The organism is Bacillus cereus group sp. MYBK222-1 (assembly GCF_051916425.1).
GTDB lineage: Bacteria > Bacillota > Bacilli > Bacillales > Bacillaceae_G > Bacillus_A > Bacillus_A paranthracis.
The window spans coordinates 155740-172962 of sequence record NZ_JBQAGP010000001.1 but is presented as its reverse complement, the minus strand read 5'-3'; the positions used below and the strand labels follow the sequence as shown (position 1 = coordinate 172962).

Below are 17223 nucleotides of genomic sequence, written 5' to 3'. Positions count from 1 at the left end.
ATTTCCTGTTATATATTAGTATGTAATTAACCAAAAAGCTCCCCAATTGTATACAAGTGGGGAGCTTTCCTTCATTCCTATTATAAACCTTCTGGGTTTAAAATGAGGACCACTCGTCCATCGCCGAGAATCGTCGCGCCAGAGAAATAGTTCGAACTCTCTGCAAAGAAATCGCCTAATGACTTTAAGACAATTTCTCTTTGGCCGATAATTGTGTTTACAATAAGTCCATAGCTACGATGTGTATTACGAACAATTAACACAGGAACCATTTGACTTTCATATGATTCAAATGCCTCATCTACTGATTTTTCACCAAATACAGTACTCAAATGCTTCACTTCAATAATTTGATCACGATAGTTTAACACGTCTTTTCCTTGTAAGGTTTGGATGTCTTCTCTCTTAATACGAATCGCTTCAACAATGTTACCAAGAGGTAGAGCATAACGTTTATCATTCGTTTGAACAAGCATAGATTGAATAATGGACAACGTTAATGGAAGTTCAATTCTAAATGTACTTCCCTTTCCTTCTTCTGAATCAATAATTAAATGTCCACCTAAACTATGGATTGTATGTTTTACAACATCTAATCCAACCCCGCGCCCTGAAAGATCCGATACTACTTCTGCTGTACTAAATCCTGGTTGGAAAATGAGATCAAACACTTCACGATCCGTTAATTTATTTGCCTCAGATTCTGTTACAACACCATTTTTAATTGCTTTTTCTAATACTTTCCCTTTATGAATTCCATTTCCATCATCCGTAATTTGAATTACGACATGATTTCCACTATGGAACGCTTCTAATTTAATTGTACCCGTCTCATTTTTCCCTGCATCACGACGTTTTTCAACAGTCTCAATACCATGATCAATTGCATTACGAATTAAATGAACGAGTGGATCACCGATTTCATCAATAACAATTTTATCAACTTCTGTATCTTCACCCGTAATTTGCAAATCGATTTTCTTCCCTAAATCTTTCGCTAACATACGCACCATACGCGGGAAACGATTAAAGACTGTTTCAATCGGCACCATACGCATGTTTAGAAGTACATTTTGAATATCTTTTGAAATATCGCCTAATCGATTTAAATGCTCAATTAATTCTTTGTTTTGAATTGCTTGTGCCAATTCATCTATGCGACCACGCTCAATTACACTCTCTTCAAACATGTTCATTAATCGTTCAATTTTCTCTAGCTGCACACGAATGGAACGATTCTCACCTTTAGCATTTTTCGTTTTTGCAGTGCTTTTAGTTGGCGTAGCACTTGCAGGTTGCTTCGCTGTCTCAATAGGTGCTTCCACCTGCGCAACTACAGACGGCTGTATCATTTCTTCTACTCGCGTAGTTTCTTGCGTAGCAACCATCGAATCTACTTCCTGTAATGATTCTCCTTGTTTCACTACTACTTTCTCAATTTCAGAAACGTGAAGCACTACCTGTTTCACTTCTTCTTCACTACGATCCGTATTCATAAATACTGTAAACTCAAAACCGAAAGCATCCGCTTCGATTTCTTCAATACTAGGAACCGTTTTTTGTATATCGCCTATATTTTGCAGTGCTTCAATACACATAATGGCACGTACTGCTTTTAAAATAGCTTGCTGTTCAACGGTTATATGCACTTCATGCGAAACTGCATCATCATTGTTTATAGACTCTTGCTCTATATGTTCCATAGAAGTTTCTACATTTCCGTTCAATAACGCTTCTAATTTTTGCTTCGTTGCGACTACATCAATATTACCCATTCCGCCTTGCTGCACATCTGCAACCATTTTCTCTAAATTATCAATGCATTCAAAAATCACATCAATAATATCCGCATGTACTACTATATTCCCATGACGAATTTCATCTAAAACGTTTTCCATTTTATGCGTTAAATCCGCCATTTCCGTAAATTCCATACTCGCAGACATACCTTTGAACGTATGAGCTGAGCGGAATATTTCTCCCACTACATCCATATCTGTAGGATTCTGCTCTAAAATTAGCACATTTTCATTTAGCGACTGTAAATGTTCTTCCGACTCTTCAAAAAATATATTTAATAGATCTGTTTGCATTTTCATCCCCTACCTGTCTAACAAACATTTCATTTATGTATAACAATTTAGTGTTTTAAAATGAGAAAAAAGGGGCCACACATCTATCCGTTATCACTGTTTTGATTCCTTGTGGCACCCCTTTTATATTAGCTATTTGCTACTTTTGTTAAAGCTTCGATTACGCGATCTGCTTGGAATGGCTTTACAATAAAGTCTTTTGCCCCGCCCTTAATTGCATCTAATACCATACCTTGTTGTCCCATTGCTGAACAAATAACAACCTTTGCACTTGAATCAATTTTCATAATTTCTTTTAATGCTTCAAGTCCGTCCATTTCTGGCATAGTAATATCTAATGTTACAATATCAGGTTGAAGTTCTTTATATTTTTGAATTGCCTCCACTCCATTTTCCGCTTCTCCGATTACTTCAAATTCAGAATTACTTTTTAATAAGTTTTTAATCATTGTTCGCATGAACATCGCATCATCTACAACTAAAATTTTATGTGCCATTCTTTTTGATTCTCTCCTTCTATGTATAAATATATCTTAATATTTCACCTTATCATTCTCACTCATTATACAAAATAAAACGATAAAATTTAATATTTTTTTAAAAGAATTTCTTCATTTTAGTATTTTATTACTAAAATACTAAAATACTATTCTTTAATGTAAATGACAACGCGACGATTTTTCTCCCAATTTTGCGGTGAATCATTCGGTACAACTGGCTTTGTGTCTGCATATCCTACCGCAGCTAACCTTTTATCCTCCACATTATACACTTCAATTAAATGGTGGATCATATTAGCTGCTCGTGCTGAAGATAATTCCCAATTAGAAGGGAACTTTTCATTATGGATCGGTCTACTATCTGTATGCCCCTCCACAACAATTGAGTTTGGTACGGATTGAAAAAATCCGACTAATTTGCTAATAATTTCTTTTGCTTCAGGCTTAACGTTCGCATCACCTGTATCAAATATTAAATTATCTACTATAACAACGCTTACCCCTGTATCTTCTCGATATACATTCACTTGACTAATACCGTTATTATCTACATATGCTTTTAACTTTTTGTACAAGTCGTCCATTCGCTTTTTTGAGACCATTTTTTCATCATTTTTTTCATGTGAAATATCTGGTATAGTATTTTCCATTACTTTTGCATCAACTTGCTCCGTATCACTAAACTTTTCAAGCATCTTTGACAATTTTACTGCATCCTGCTTTGAAGTAGCAACTAGTAATACAAAGAAAGTTAATAATAACATCGTTAAATCTGTAAAAGTCGTCATCCAACGAGGCGATCCCTTTTGCGGTCGTTTTATCATCACCATACCACTCCTTGCAATATTAGGCTGCTCGTTTTACTTTTTTTATCTTTGTTTCGTATACATACGTATCGAGTTTTAACTTTAATTTAGACGGAATTTGTCCACGATACAATTCTGAAATGGCTTCAATAACAAACTTCTTCTCTGTATATAAATCTTCAATACCACGATACACTTTTTCAGCAAGAGGGATTGCAATCATATTTGCAAGTACTGATCCATACAATGTCGTTAACATCGCAACTGCCATCCCTGTACCAATTTGCGATGTGTCTTGCAAATTTTGAAGCATAATGATAAGACCAATTAAAGTCCCTATCATACCCCAAGCCGGAGCGAAATCGCCAATTTTATCTAATAATACTGCCCCTTTTCTTAATTCATACACTTCCGTTTCAACATCTTTCATTAACACTTCTTTTAATTCATCTTCATCGTAACCACTTAACATTAATCGAATTCCTTTTTGAATAAAAGGATTGTCCACCTGCTCTCCATCAACCTCTAAAGAAAGTAAACCGTGTTTTTTAGATTTTTTTGAAAAATCAACAAACAAATCCGTTAACTGTTCTAAATCTTCTTCTTTTCTATGTAAAACAGTAAAAATACTTTTCGTATATTTTTTTATTTCTCCAAATCGATATGCCACAACAATTGTCGCAGTTGTTCCCCCTATGACAATTAAAATAGATGAAACATCTAAAAAGTTTTTAAAAGCTTTTATTCCGCCTCCACCAAGCATAATTGCCGCTATCACTATGGCAAAACCTACTAAAATGCCAAATGGGCTAGAAATGTCAAACTTCCTTTTTTTTCTTTCTGGTCTAGCAAATCCTTGATTTTCGTCTCCCATATTCCTGCCCTTTCCTTTTCATTTTTATAAAACATTTTTTTATTTTAATAATGCGTTTTCATATATAATGCTTATTATACGCTTATCATCTATTTATCGCAATATACTCATAAAATTGACACATTTCATTTCCATATTAGAATTATAGTATGGAAATACGAGGAGGATCACGATGGAACATAACATTTTACAAGTCATTGCACTAGCAGAAAAACTAAAATATGAAATGCGACATAGCTGGCTTTCTAACGGACGTCAAGAAAGTGTTGCTGAACATACGTGGCGCATGTCTCTAATGGCCATTTTAGTTGAACCTTATTTAGATCAGAAAGTAAATATTGAAAAATTACTTAAAATGGTTATTATTCACGATCTAGTCGAAGCAGAAGCTGGTGATATTCCTGCTTTTGATACAATGAATAGTCATGAATTACAATTACAAAAACAAATAAATGAACAAGAAGCAATTTCAAATATTAAACGAACATTAAAAGGTTCTCTCGGCGAGGAATTATATGATTTATGGATGGAGTTTGAAGCGAAAGAAACGTACGAAGCAAAAGTTGCTAACGCACTTGATAAGCTTGAGGTAAAAATTCAGCATAACGAAGCTGATATTGATACGTGGCTGCCAATTGAGCATAAAATGACATTCCAAGTAGCAAAGCATACAAACTTTGATTCTTTCCTATCTAAATTACAAAAAATCATTGAGCAAGATGGTGAAAAAAAATTATTAGCTGCCGGCATTGACGTTGAAGCCTGCAAGCAATAATGAAATAAGACACTCAGTACGAGTGTCTTATTTCATTATTGTTGATACAGCCTGCTTGTAAATAAGTTGTTGTTTTCCATCAACTAACATTAAAACGGTAAATTTGTCTATTGCAACAACTTCTCCTACTATTCTAACGCCACTCTTTAAAAAAATTGTAACAATACCTTTTTCTTCTTTTATTTGTTTATATAGCTCTTCTTGTAAATGTTCCAAATATATCTCTCTCCTCTTTGTTGAATATCTTAATATAAAAAACTACAAATTATTTACTTATGTACTTTATCTTTCACATTCATAAACTTATTAATAAGTATATCTAAATCTCGGCTAAATAACAAAACTTTATCATGATCCAATCCATGTCTAGCAACAAGTTGAATTAGCTCTTTCTTTTTAGTTTCTATTTTATTTTGTAGTTGTCCCATCTCCATCTCTTCACTAAAACTCCCTTTTCCCATAATATTACTTGTAAAATTATAGTACAAATCCTCTCATAAAAAAATATAAAAATGGTTTTTTTTACAATTTTTATATTTTTTTATGAACAAATCGCAAAATATATAACGATTCATTCATACATCAAACTCAATATACACTTAAAATGACCACACAGGCGTTTGTCTAATTACAAAAGAGACTGGCTCCTTTTCCACAAAAAAAACATACTGTATACAGTAGTCCATGAATTATATAGATTAACTTACTCAAAAGGAGGAAAACATATGAGCTATGGTGGAAGTTGCGCTGGTTTCGGCGGTGGATTTGCTTTGCTTATCGTACTATTCATCCTTCTAATCATCATCGGATGTAGCTGTTGGGGTGGCGGCGGATACGGATACTAATATATCCTATCCTTAACAAATGAACGAAAAACTATAAGAAAACAGCTCATATTTGAGCTGTTTTTTTCATACTTTCGTATGAAGTTATGTCCCTCTTTTTTGTGATTTCAACTCATAAAAAAACGTTTACTATGAAATAAGAAACATTTTTACTTAGGAGGATTACAATGATTAAAGGTCTTTACGAAGCACATTTACCTGTCCGTAACTTAGAAGTGTCTATACCTTTTTACGAATCGCTAGGACTAAAATTATATAAAAGAGGAGACGATATTGCTTTCTTTTGGATTAAGGAAAATGAAAGTTGGCTCGGTCTTTGGGAAGGTACAGAATACAAAGTAAATTATCATCCCTCTTTACGACACATCGCCTTTCAAGTAAGCTTACATGATTTAGAACATGCAATACATTGGCTAAACCAAAAAGGCATTTCAGCACGAAAAGATTTTGGAATGGAGCCAATTGAACCAATTGTTTTTCCAGAGTTAGCGCATGCCGCCGTATACTTTAACGATCCTGACGGAAATAGTTTAGAATTGATTGCACAATTACCTGTTGGACTCCCTACAGAGGAGAAAGTGTATTTAAGTGAGTGGAAAAAACAAGTTCAAGCATCATCATTACATAAGGATTAATCTTTTTATGTCAGTTTCTTATTCCGCGCTTCTTAAAACAAATAATAACTTCAAAAAACTATTTTATGGGCAAACATTAAGTGTGCTTGGAGATTGGTTTCATACTGTAGCTTTATTAACGTTCGTCTATAGCATAACGGAATCTCCATTTATGATCGCACTCACCTTTATAAGTAAAGGTTTACCTCAGCTTCTGCTTAGTCCTTTCATAGGCGGAGTTGTAGATCGTTTTTCTAAAAAGAATATTATGATTTTTACCGATATTTTACGAGGCATAATCGTCCTCACTTACTTATTCGCACTATATAAAATTGAGATTATTTTCATTTCTAATATATGTTTATCCGTACTTTCTTGTTTATTTGAGCCGGCTAAACAAGCAACCTTAAAAAACATCGTACATCAAAATCATTTCGTAACTGCTAACTCTCTTTCTAGTACAATGAATGGTTTTATGTCTATTATGGGTGCTTCTGTAGGCGGGATAATTGCACAATCTTTACATATTGAGTTCGCTTTTTTAGTAAATAGCCTATCATACTTTATTTCAGCCTATTTTATTTATAATATGAGTGTTCCCTCTTATGATACTTGTAAGAAGAAAAAAGCATTTTTTACTGATATAAAAGATGGTTACACATACATATTACAAACAAAAATCATTTTAATATTAATTCTTGTAGGCATTTCATGGGGGCTTATTGGAGGTGCTTATCAGCTACTTCTAACAATCTATGCCGAAAAAATTTTCCACACGAACATTGGGATTTTATATACGGTTCAAGGGGCTGGGCTTATGATAGGAAGCCTTCTCGTTAATCTTTACATATCCAGCAATAAAGAAAAAATGAAAAAAGCATTTGGTTGGGCCTACTTCCTACAAGGCTTTTTCTTTCTTGGATTCATTCTATCCGATCAACTTATTTTCGGTATCATTACATTACTCTGTATGCGCATAGCAGGAGGAATCATCGTTCCACTTGATACGACATTACTTCAAACTTACACGCACGAAAATATGATTGGTAAAGTTTTCTCCTTTCATTACTCTATTTATAGCTCACTTATACAGTTATCTATGCTCATGACAGGATGGTTATTAGAAATCCTTTCTCCTCAAATAATTGGTAGTTTTCTAGCTACATGTTGTATTTTTGTTAGTTTTATATGGCTGTTCTTGTATTATCGCGGGAAACTTAATGAAGAATCTACTATTGCTTAATAGCATGTTTATGTACATGCTATTTTTATTTATGTCGAAATATAAAGGAAAAAGACGATTTATTTTCCTTACGTTCTAATTTTTTAGAATGTACAATAAATTTAGATTATAAGAAAGGGGATGCCATAATGTTTGACGATAGACTTACTATTTCAGCTGAACAGCAGAAGCTCATTTCCAACGCAACTCGTATTCAAATTCTTCACCTTTTAAAAGACGAAGCACTCACTGCAAAACAAGTAGCTACTAAACTAAACAAATCTACTGGTAGCGTACATTATCACGTTCAAATTTTATATGATGGAGGGTTACTTGAATTAGTAGACACGAAGGAAAAACGAGGGATTATTGAAAAATATTACAAGGCAAAATCTGCTCATTTCTATATTGAAGAAAGCGGCACAGAGGGAACGAATACAGGTAGTCATATTGTTTCTCATTTATTTTTAACTCCAGAGGAATTACAACAGCTTACTTGGGAGGTTACACAAGTTTTATTACGCTGGGAAAACAAAACCGCTCGTCAATCTAACTCTGAAGAGGAATACGCTATTTCCTGCAGGATAAAAAAACAATGAAAGAAAGGTTCAGCTGCTCATGAAAAATAAATTATTATTATTGTCGGGAACAGGAATTTCTCGTTTAGGTGATTTTATGTATCTCATCGCCTTAAACGTAATGGTGTTACATAGCACAAACTCTCCTGCTGCTGTAGCAGGATTATGGATTGTCGGTCCAATTGCGACCGTTGTTACAAAAATTTGGTCTGGTAGCATAGTAGATCGATTAAACAAACGGTCCATTATGCTTATCACAGATATCATTCGAGCAGTTCTCATTGGCTGCGTTCCACTATTTGATTCTATTTGGGCCATTTATATTTTTATCTTTTTAACTCGTATCGCTACATCATTTTTCGATCCAGCTTCATTTTCTTATAAAACAATGCTTATACGTGCTGAAGAACGCGCTCAATTCAACGCTTGGAGTAGCTTTTGTACAAGCGGGGCTTTTATTATCGGTCCAGCTCTTGCTGGAATACTTCTCACCACGCACTCAGCATCCTTTGTAATTTACTGCAACTCACTTTCCTTTCTACTTTCTACTATTCTCATTTATTTCTTACCTAATATTACGTTACAAACAAAGCAAAGCGAAGAAGTTGCAAATACTTTCGTACAAACATTACGAAGTGATTGGAAACAAGTTTTTTCATTCGCTCGAACTGAAACGTACATTATTCTCATATTCGTTTTATTTCAAGCGACTATGCTTGTCGCTATGGCACTTGATTCACAAGAAGTTGTTTTTACAAGACAAGTACTGTTTTTAACCGATATAGAATACAGTATGCTTGTTAGTATAACTGGCGCTGCTTACGTTTCCGGTTCATTTCTTGTCTCTCTCTTTGCCAAACGTTTACCAATTCAATATTGTATCGGATTAGGGACAATTTTCACAGCAATAGGCTATGTAATTTTCGCCTTTTCAAATTCATTTATCGTCGCGGCAGGCGGTTTCATTTTACTTGGCATTTCTTCATCATTTGCTGGTACTGGCTTTTTTACATTTTATCAAAATAACATCCCGGTTCATATGATAGGACGTATCGATAGCGTATTTGATTCCATAAAAAGTTTTATCCAAATCTTTTTCATTTTAGCAATTGGAGCATCCGCACAATTTCTTTCCGTTCAAATGACTGTAATAAGTAGCTCGTTACTCATCCTTTTCCTTTCCTGTTTATTAGCAATCCGAGTAATGACGCCTTCACGAGAAAAATATTTTAAGGCTACAGGATCATCATTGGAATATTAATTGCAACATATAAAGCGGCTACTTTGCCGCTTTTTTCCCCGTATGAAAGGCCAGTAAGCCTCCACTGATTAAAGTTTTACTTTATGTTAAAATATTAATGAAATTTGATTATGTGGGGGGGCTTTTTTGAATACTATATTCATGTTCATTTGTATTATATTAGTAGCTTCTATTTTACAAACAAGTACCGGTTTTGGCTTTTCTATTATGGCAACACCTTTCTTACTCATGTTATTTCTACCACAAGAAGCTATACAAATAAATATCATTTTATCATTCATTATTTCTATATCACTCATTTGGAAAATAAGAATGGACATTGATTGTATTCTACTGAAAAGATTAATTTTCGGCAGTATAGTTGGTGTTCCTTTTGGTATTATCATTTTCACTTCTATTAACATCAACACATTTAAATTAGCAATTAGCATCCTACTCTTACTATTAACTTTGATGCTAATCTGTAACTTTAAGATTCAATCAACAAAATCTAGAGATTTCATAGTTGGCGGATTATCCGGTCTTTTAACGACAAGTATCGGTATGCCAGGACCACCCCTGTTACTGTACTTTACAGGAACTGATACAAAAAAAGAGAAGCTGAGAGCAACTACTTTAGCTTTTTATCTATTTATATATTTCATTAGCCTACTAACGCAAATACTCTTTACTGGCACAAACAAGACAATTTGGGAATCAAGTTTTTACGCTATTCCAATCGTATTTCTAGGTTTGTATATAGGTCAAATTATTTTCAAATGGCTTAATCAACGAGTTTTTAAAATATTTACGTATATTCTTTTGAGTTGTACAGGTATATATCTTCTTATTGAAAGTTTGCATTTGTTATAAAAGGTGCTTTAGTATGTGTCATAACGGCAGATAAGTTTTCAATATTTTTAAACGTGATAACAATAAAAAGCGGCTATTATGCCGCTTTTTATTTTCAAATTAAATATTTTAAAACTAGAAGCCCACCCATCGCTATTACAAACACATTGAAAAAAATCAGCCAACTTTTTTCAAACTCTTTATATCTCTCTTCTTTCACCCCGCGTTGTTTTAGCTTCTCAATTACAGTTTTCAGTTCTTGCTCATGCTCGGTACTTCCTAATTGTATATAGTTATTATCTATAGTAATTCCATATACATTCTTCATTTTTTTATGTCGCGAAACTGCTTGAATTGAGTTGATTAACACATTGTACTCATTTATTTTTTTGAAATAACAATCTAACGATTTAATTCGTAATCTTGTATTTGTTAAAACAATGTAATAATAAAAAGTAGCACCTGCAGTTATTATACTTGGGATAACTTTAGAATTCACAAGGCTCCCCTCTTCCACTAATATTTCACATTCAATTTCTTCTCCTTCTTGTAACTCTTTCCGAACTGATTCTTCCAACATTTGCACCGTTAATTTCTTCAATAATTCTCCGTTTTTCACATAATACTTATCTACATTTATAGTCTCATCCGCTTCTTTCTCCAAACGTGTAATCTCTTCCTCTGAATATTGGAGCTCATTTAACATAGATAATAATCTTTTATCCATATTACACACTCCCTTTCCATAGTTTTTGAATTTTTTTCTTCCCACGAGAAATTCGATTGTATATATAATCCGCCGTTACTTTTAATTCTTTTGCAATGTCATCAATGGAATACCCATCAATATACCTCTTTAAAAAGATATATCGATCTTTCTTATTTAAATCTTGAACTATTTCCATAATCTCTTCTTCTTGTTCTATGTCATACCTATCATGGACACCTGTATCTATCTCTACGTCTTTATCAATTTTATTCTCTTTATATACTTTCTTTTTATATTCCAACGCCTTTAGTTTAGTAATACCAATCATCCAAGATTTTAAGTTGCCCTTTTCTGTATCAAAATGGTCGATATGAAACCAAATAACAGTAAATACATCGTTATAACAATCATCCACATATTGTTTTTCAATAGGGGTACTTAACGATTTATGAATAATGTACAAAATTAATTTTCCATATTGATCAATCACTTCTTTCAAAGCATCTTGATCGCGTTTTTTCATAGCTATAATTAAATCCACTTCAGAATCGAAAATCATAAGCATCTTCCTTCCTCAATTCCCCTTTAGCAGCTGCCTTTACTTACTATTGGCATTTCATTCTCATTTTCTATCACTTTTGTAAAAAATTATTAATTTTTATTTCTATGTATATGATAACAAACAAAATACCTAAGTTCAGAAAGTAGTATCTACATTCTGAACTTAGGTATTAACAATTAAATTATTCACTTATGCTAACGTTTCATCACAAGTCTCTGTTACGTTTTTAAAATATTGCAAGTTCTCCTTCGCTTCAGGTCTGCCTTTTTACTCACTTCTTATTAAATCCTTTTTCACTTAAAAACTCTTTCATATGCATTCTTTTTTCTTTAGACATAAATGAACTCATCGATTCCGTCCATGTTACATTTTTTTGATTTGATGATCTTTCTTTATAATACGCGCTCATCGTTTCATCGTATTCGTTTAATAATTCATCATATTTCTTTTCATCATATCCATTTTCATGAAGGATAGCTGCTATCGGTAAACGTGGTTTCACTCCGTGATCTTCATCTGGTACACCGACTGTCATTCCGAATACAGGATATACTTTATCTGGTAAATGAAGCAATTCGCTCACTTCTCCCGGATTATTACGAATACCACCAATATAACAAATACCGTATCCTAACGATTCTGCTGCTAACGCTAAGTTTTGCGCAAAGAGTGAAGCATCTACCGTTGCTACGATAAAGTCTTCCACTCCTTCATGCTTTATCTCTGTACCATGTTTTTCACATGCCATTTCAAGTCGTTTTAAATCTGCACAACAAACAAAGAATGCTGCGCAATCTTTCACATGACGATTTCCGGATAACTCTGCTAGTTTCGCCTTTAAGTCTTGATCGGTTATATATATAACAGAGTAAGCCTGTACAAAATGCGAGGAAGCAGCATGCTGCGCAGCTTGCACCATTCTTTCTACTACATCTTTCGGAATAGGTTCTTCTTTATATTTACGAACTGAAACGTGTTGCTCCATTTTATGTATCATCTCATTCATGAAAATCACTCCTTTTTCTCTTCCTAATGAAAAATTAACATATCTTTTCCAATATTCACAACTTATAAGCACAAAAAGAGCAATTCTTTTTGAATTGCTCTTTTTAAAAAATCTATTAATACGGTAAATGAAATTATATCGTCGATTTTTTCAATATATCAACGATTCCCTGCACTATATCGACGATTTTTCAAATATATCGTCGATTCGACAAAGAATATCGACTTACCGACAAATAACGACAAACTCACTCCGAATTATTCCTTATCTTATTACGCTGTTTTCAACACTTTAACACCTTTTACGATATTCCAAATGAAGTAATAAATCCCTACAAGAATGAATACTGCATATGTGATCATGATCCCAATTCCAGCACCATCAGATTGATTGAATCCTAAACCGTATATTCCTGATATCGCTATCCCTCCGAATAAAATTGCGTACGGGAAAATATGTGACCAAAATGCTTTTTTCGCGTGATATTTCACTTCATCCTCTGCAACGAAGTACACGATAATTGGTAATAAAAATGGGGCAAAAAAGATACTAAAGTAACATAGTGAAGATAATATATTATTTCCTTTCATCCGATTCACCTCTAAATAGTTTTTGTTATCTTCATTATGTCAGGAATCCATTCTAGAAACTATCGCTTTACCTTTCATTAAGATGACATATTTGTAAGATTCCCCTCAAAAAATCCCGCCTAGAATGCTAGGCGGAATCACTTCCACTATATTCGATTCATAAACCAATATTGCGTAATGGCTAAATATTCACGTATATTCGATGGAATGACAATTCGCTTCGGTGTTTCGGCCGGAAGACCTTCTAATTGTAAACCTTGCTTAGCTGCTATTTTTTTCGCTCTAAACATGTGGAAATCGTTTGTTACGATCATTCCTTTTTTCATATTGTCCGGAATTAAAGGTTTTGAGAATTTAATATTTTCATCTGTACTCGTTGACCTATCTTCCATGATAATGCGATCTTCTGCAATTTTTAGTTTCATTAATCCATTTTTCATTGCTAATGCTTCTGAAATATCTTCCCCTTTTCCTTTTCCTCCAGACACAATAGCAATTGCTTTCTCATGTGCTTTCAAATACTCAGCTGCTTTATCAATACGATATTGCAATGAGTACGATGGTTTCGTTCCGTTTACTTTCGAGCCTAATACAATGATATAATCAGCTTCATAGGTCGCATTCATGTGCCCATGCTTATAAATGTTATATTGTAAAAATCCCACATAAACGGCGCAAACCATTATAATTCCTATCATATACTTCATTATTTTTTTCTTTCTCATATCTATATACTCCTATGTTCTTTGCTTCTTTCATGATAATATCCATTTATTTGTTTGTATACAGACAAATTCCAAATCACCCTAATTTATCCTCTAGAAAGTAATATTTATATTTCTTTCGGGAACAGTAAGTACAACTTTGCACGAAGGAGTGTCTCTATTGCTTCTCTTTTTATGTAACGTATCGTTCTTTTTTATTTTATTTTTACTATCACTTAAGATGCTCGGTAAATCAGCTTTAGCACAACTAACTCCTCATGATTTTGGTGCGATTATCTTTTTATCTTATTTAGCTTTTCAAGCCATACCAGTCTCTGGTGCTTTGCAAGCTTTTCTCGGTATGGTTGTAATTACATGTTTACATTTAATCCTTACAAAATTAAGCCTATTCAACAAACTAAATCGTTTTATTCTCGGGCACCCGATTATTTTAATTAAACATGGTGATATTATTTTTGAGAACTTACAAAAAAGTAGGTATCCCATTGCTGAATTACTTTCTAATCTTCGCGTTGCAGGATACCCGAGTGTTCATGAAATTGAATACGCTATTTTAGAAGCGAATGGAGCCATTAGCATTTTACCAAAGCGTGAACTTGTACCATTAACTCCGAAAGATTTGAATATAGATGTTAAGTATGCTGGATTACCAATTGCCCTTATCGTCGATTCACAAATTCAATACGATAACTTAAAGTTAATTCATAAGGACGAAAAGTGGTTATATAAAGAATTAAAAGAAAAAGGAATTACAAACATTAAAAACGTTGCCTTTGCGTCTGTTCAAGAAACAGATGGATCTTTTGCTATTAGTTTAAAAAAATAGAAAATCCCCTTCATTTCTTAAGGGGATTTTCTTCATTATATCGCTTCTTTCTTTCCCGCCATATTTAATGGAACAGGATGTTTCATACGATTCATCGTAAATACGATAATCGCTGTCAATACTTCCGCTACTGGCATAACGAGCCAAATTCCGTTTATCCCAAATAATTTCGGCATAATCCATAATAATGGAATAATAAATAGTAACCCTCGGCTCATTATAATAAGTACTGATTTTGTCGTTTGTCGCACTGATTGGAAGTACTCTCCATATACAATGTTATAGCCTAAAAATACGTATTGGATAAAGAACAGGCTAATACCCGTTAATGTTAACTCCAACAACTCTGGAGATTGGACATCAAATAGACCAATAATATATTTCCCAAAGAATAATCCGACAATTATTGCAACGCCTCCAAGTACAACTGCAATTTTCACAGCAAACTGTAATCCTTCACGTAATCTTTCTGATAAATTTGCACCGTAATGGAAACTAGCAATTGGTTGCAATGCAGCACCTACACCGAAGAATAATAGTAATGTCATCGCATGAATGCTGTTTACCATCGCATAGGAAGCTACTCCTACTTCTCCTGCATATTGAACGAATGCAATATTAAAACCAATCGTTACAATTGCTACTGTACTTTCGGCTGTAAAACTTGGAAAACCTATTATCATAATTTGTTTAACTGTATCCCATTCAAAATGGAATTTCGTCCATTTTAAAATACTACTTTTTCTAAAGAAATGCGTTAATAATACAAGGAAACCAATCGCTGCCGAAAGAATAGTTGCTGAAGCCGCTCCTGTTACGCCCCATTTAAAGATGAAAATAAAGATATAGTCAAACACTATATTTAATACAGCTGTTACAACTAAACCTGCCATTGCTAAATTAGGATTTCCATCATTTCGTATAAATGTACTTAAAATATTTTCTAAAACGTATATCATTCCAAATGTTAATAATACGTGTAAATAGTCTAACGCATACGGTAAAATCACTTCGTTTGCACCGAATAAGTATGCTAAGTCTTCTATTCTCCATAAGCAAATCGCCGCTAAAACGCCTACGATAATGACTGCTACCGTCATGGATTGAGTAAAAATAGACCTTGCTCTTTCAATTTTATTTTCACCTAATGCAATGGAATATAACGTTGCCCCGCCCATTCCAATCCATAATGAAATAGAGAAGAAAATTGAAAACGCTGGAATAGCCACGTTTACTCCTGCTAAACCGTTTGCTCCAACTCCTCTACTAATCATGACAGCGTCAATTACAATATTCACTGACATTAATACCATTCCAAGAACGGCTGGTATTAAATAAGAAATAAATAAACTTTTTATCGGTTTTTCTCTTAATTTTTCTGTTGCTTCCATACTATTTTGCTCCTTTTTTTCAACTCTCTTTTCTCAGTTTAAACCTTCAAGTAACTTGAAGGTCAATAGAGAATTTGAAAAATAGGTAACTTACTTATCGTGTTTCATGCCAATTTGTAATGATACGAGTGCTACAACTTATTGCTTTATTTTTTCATGATTGGAATTTGAATTTCTGTTACTTGCTCCTCTGGATTTTCTGTTACAGACCAATCGATTAATCCAATCTCAATCGCATCTCCACTTACTTCATATCCTTCTTGATCAATGTATGCAAGTAATTCCTTATACGTTGCATCTGTTTCTTCATACGGTCCATGATGATAAGAACAAGCATATAAACCTTCCTTAATCTCATCTGAACTCTGTATTTGGAAAGGCATGTAATCCAAAAGAATAAAAACACTGCTATATGCTTGAAACTCATTTTGCATGAATCCTTTTTTCGCGACTGTTACACCGATATCTCCAGAAAATAAGCTATCATCCATTTGCCTCATATTTTTTTGCAACGAATGAATGTAGTACTCAAACATATCATCCGTCGTATCCGGGGCAACCGCAATAGCTGTTATTTTTCGCTGCGGGATCTCTTTTATTACCACTTGTTCAGCTTTTGCTTTTGTTGCTTCCTTAATTAAATGAATTCTATGCTCCATTTTCGCCAAAGCATACTCAATTTCTCTTTGTTTTTTCAACATCATCTCTTGTTGTTTTTCCAGTAAATTGAGTGCATATGCTGGATTTCTTTCATCAATATATTTCTTAATTTCCTTTAATGGAATGTTTAATTGGCGTAAAAACTTAATCGTATCTAATAGTGAAAATTGATCGATTGTATAATAACGATAATTTGTTTGCGGGTCCACAGTGGACGGATGAAAAATTCCCTTCTCATCATAATAGCGTAAAGTAGATTCCGCTATATTATGCATTTTTGCCATTTCTCCAATTGTAAAGCGTTTATTTAATAACATCTTTTATTTCCTTCCATTTCTATTTATTTCATTATATG

21 protein-coding genes are annotated in these 17223 nt (G+C 33.6%); 8 read left to right on the top strand and 13 right to left on the bottom strand.

Annotated features, from left to right (window positions below; translation table 11 throughout):
• Positions 1–80 precede the first annotated feature (80 nt).
• The 4 genes from ACTFR9_RS00895 to ACTFR9_RS00880 form a co-directional block, all read right to left on the bottom strand.
• Complete coding sequence (locus ACTFR9_RS00895) at positions 81–2093, bottom strand: chemotaxis protein CheA (RefSeq protein ID WP_001192573.1); 2013 nt, start codon at positions 2091–2093, stop codon at positions 81–83.
• A gap of 128 nt (positions 2094–2221) precedes the next feature.
• Positions 2222–2590: a response regulator gene (locus tag ACTFR9_RS00890; protein ID WP_000940577.1), complete on the bottom strand. Its 369-nt coding sequence runs from the start codon at positions 2588–2590 to the stop codon at positions 2222–2224.
• A gap of 149 nt (positions 2591–2739) precedes the next feature.
• Positions 2740–3417: an OmpA family protein gene (locus ACTFR9_RS00885; RefSeq protein ID WP_000596046.1), complete on the bottom strand. Its 678-nt coding sequence runs from the start codon at positions 3415–3417 to the stop codon at positions 2740–2742.
• Positions 3418–3439: 22 nt separating this feature from the next.
• Positions 3440–4273 carry a flagellar motor protein MotP gene (locus tag ACTFR9_RS00880; RefSeq protein WP_000502135.1) on the bottom strand — a complete coding sequence of 278 codons (834 nt, stop codon included), beginning with the start codon at positions 4271–4273 and terminating at the stop codon, positions 3440–3442.
• A gap of 172 nt (positions 4274–4445) precedes the next feature.
• Between ACTFR9_RS00880 and ACTFR9_RS00875 the strand changes: the two genes are divergently transcribed.
• Complete coding sequence (locus ACTFR9_RS00875; RefSeq protein ID WP_000400760.1) at positions 4446–5048, top strand: HD domain-containing protein; 603 nt, start codon at positions 4446–4448, stop codon at positions 5046–5048.
• A gap of 27 nt (positions 5049–5075) precedes the next feature.
• Here ACTFR9_RS00875 and hfq read toward each other — a convergent pair whose 3' ends face one another.
• Together hfq and ACTFR9_RS00865 are read right to left on the bottom strand one after the other, a co-directional pair.
• Positions 5076–5264 carry an RNA chaperone Hfq gene (hfq, locus tag ACTFR9_RS00870; protein ID WP_000400661.1) on the bottom strand — a complete coding sequence of 63 codons (189 nt, stop codon included), beginning with the start codon at positions 5262–5264 and terminating at the stop codon, positions 5076–5078.
• Positions 5265–5317: 53 nt separating this feature from the next.
• Complete coding sequence (locus tag ACTFR9_RS00865) at positions 5318–5536, bottom strand: aspartyl-phosphate phosphatase Spo0E family protein (protein WP_002091864.1); 219 nt, start codon at positions 5534–5536, stop codon at positions 5318–5320.
• 237 nt (positions 5537–5773) lie between these two features.
• On the opposite strand from ACTFR9_RS00865, the gene ACTFR9_RS00860 reads away from it, so the two are divergent.
• The 6 genes from ACTFR9_RS00860 (at position 5774) to ACTFR9_RS00835 (ending at position 10420) form a co-directional block, all read left to right on the top strand.
• Positions 5774–5893, top strand: coding sequence for a YjcZ family sporulation protein (locus tag ACTFR9_RS00860; RefSeq protein ID WP_000120179.1), 120 nt, complete (start codon positions 5774–5776; stop codon positions 5891–5893).
• Between the two features lie 167 nt (positions 5894–6060).
• Positions 6061–6528, top strand: a complete 468-nt coding sequence (locus tag ACTFR9_RS00855; protein WP_000589699.1) for a VOC family protein — start codon at positions 6061–6063, stop codon at positions 6526–6528.
• A gap of 7 nt (positions 6529–6535) precedes the next feature.
• Positions 6536–7750 (top strand): MFS transporter, encoded by a 1215-nt coding sequence (locus ACTFR9_RS00850; RefSeq protein ID WP_000117046.1) that lies wholly within the window; start codon positions 6536–6538, stop codon positions 7748–7750.
• Between the two features lie 128 nt (positions 7751–7878).
• Positions 7879–8328 carry an ArsR/SmtB family transcription factor gene (locus ACTFR9_RS00845; protein WP_000459093.1) on the top strand — a complete coding sequence of 150 codons (450 nt, stop codon included), beginning with the start codon at positions 7879–7881 and terminating at the stop codon, positions 8326–8328.
• Positions 8329–8347: 19 nt separating this feature from the next.
• Positions 8348–9568, top strand: coding sequence for an MFS transporter (locus tag ACTFR9_RS00840; protein ID WP_000791692.1), 1221 nt, complete (start codon positions 8348–8350; stop codon positions 9566–9568).
• Between the two features lie 126 nt (positions 9569–9694).
• Positions 9695–10420, top strand: coding sequence for a sulfite exporter TauE/SafE family protein (locus ACTFR9_RS00835; protein WP_001092070.1), 726 nt, complete (start codon positions 9695–9697; stop codon positions 10418–10420).
• A 94-nt stretch (positions 10421–10514) separates the two neighbouring features.
• Here the strand turns inward: ACTFR9_RS00835 and ACTFR9_RS00830 are convergent, their stop codons facing one another.
• The 5 genes from ACTFR9_RS00830 to ACTFR9_RS00810 all read right to left on the bottom strand — a co-directional run bounded on the left by ACTFR9_RS00830 (position 10515) and on the right by ACTFR9_RS00810 (position 13964).
• Positions 10515–11126, bottom strand: coding sequence for a flagellar motor switch protein FliG (locus ACTFR9_RS00830; RefSeq protein WP_000361347.1), 612 nt, complete (start codon positions 11124–11126; stop codon positions 10515–10517).
• A gap of 1 nt (position 11127) precedes the next feature.
• The gene (locus ACTFR9_RS00825) at positions 11128–11673 is read right to left on the bottom strand and encodes a sigma-70 family RNA polymerase sigma factor (RefSeq protein WP_001997136.1); all 546 of its coding nucleotides are present in this window, start codon (positions 11671–11673) and stop codon (positions 11128–11130) included.
• A gap of 268 nt (positions 11674–11941) precedes the next feature.
• Positions 11942–12676: an oxygen-insensitive NADPH nitroreductase gene (nfsA, locus tag ACTFR9_RS00820; protein WP_001004520.1), complete on the bottom strand. Its 735-nt coding sequence runs from the start codon at positions 12674–12676 to the stop codon at positions 11942–11944.
• Positions 12677–12948: 272 nt separating this feature from the next.
• A complete protein-coding gene (locus ACTFR9_RS00815) occupies positions 12949–13266 on the bottom strand; it encodes a DUF4870 domain-containing protein (RefSeq protein ID WP_000678037.1) in 318 nt (105 codons plus the stop codon).
• A gap of 146 nt (positions 13267–13412) precedes the next feature.
• Positions 13413–13964, bottom strand: a complete 552-nt coding sequence (locus ACTFR9_RS00810) for a YdcF family protein (protein ID WP_308412080.1) — start codon at positions 13962–13964, stop codon at positions 13413–13415.
• A 187-nt stretch (positions 13965–14151) separates the two neighbouring features.
• Here ACTFR9_RS00810 and ACTFR9_RS00805 point away from each other — a divergent pair, with 187 nt between their 5' ends.
• A complete protein-coding gene (locus ACTFR9_RS00805; RefSeq protein ID WP_000923932.1) occupies positions 14152–14817 on the top strand; it encodes a DUF421 domain-containing protein in 666 nt (221 codons plus the stop codon).
• Between the two features lie 35 nt (positions 14818–14852).
• Here the strand turns inward: ACTFR9_RS00805 and ACTFR9_RS00800 are convergent, their stop codons facing one another.
• Both ACTFR9_RS00800 and ACTFR9_RS00795 read right to left on the bottom strand, forming a co-directional pair.
• Positions 14853–16208, bottom strand: coding sequence for an MATE family efflux transporter (locus tag ACTFR9_RS00800; protein ID WP_000388377.1), 1356 nt, complete (start codon positions 16206–16208; stop codon positions 14853–14855).
• A gap of 146 nt (positions 16209–16354) precedes the next feature.
• Entirely contained in the window at positions 16355–17185 is an 831-nt protein-coding gene (locus ACTFR9_RS00795; RefSeq protein ID WP_000925954.1) for a MerR family transcriptional regulator, read from the bottom strand.
• Between the last annotated feature and the right edge of the window lie 38 nt (positions 17186–17223).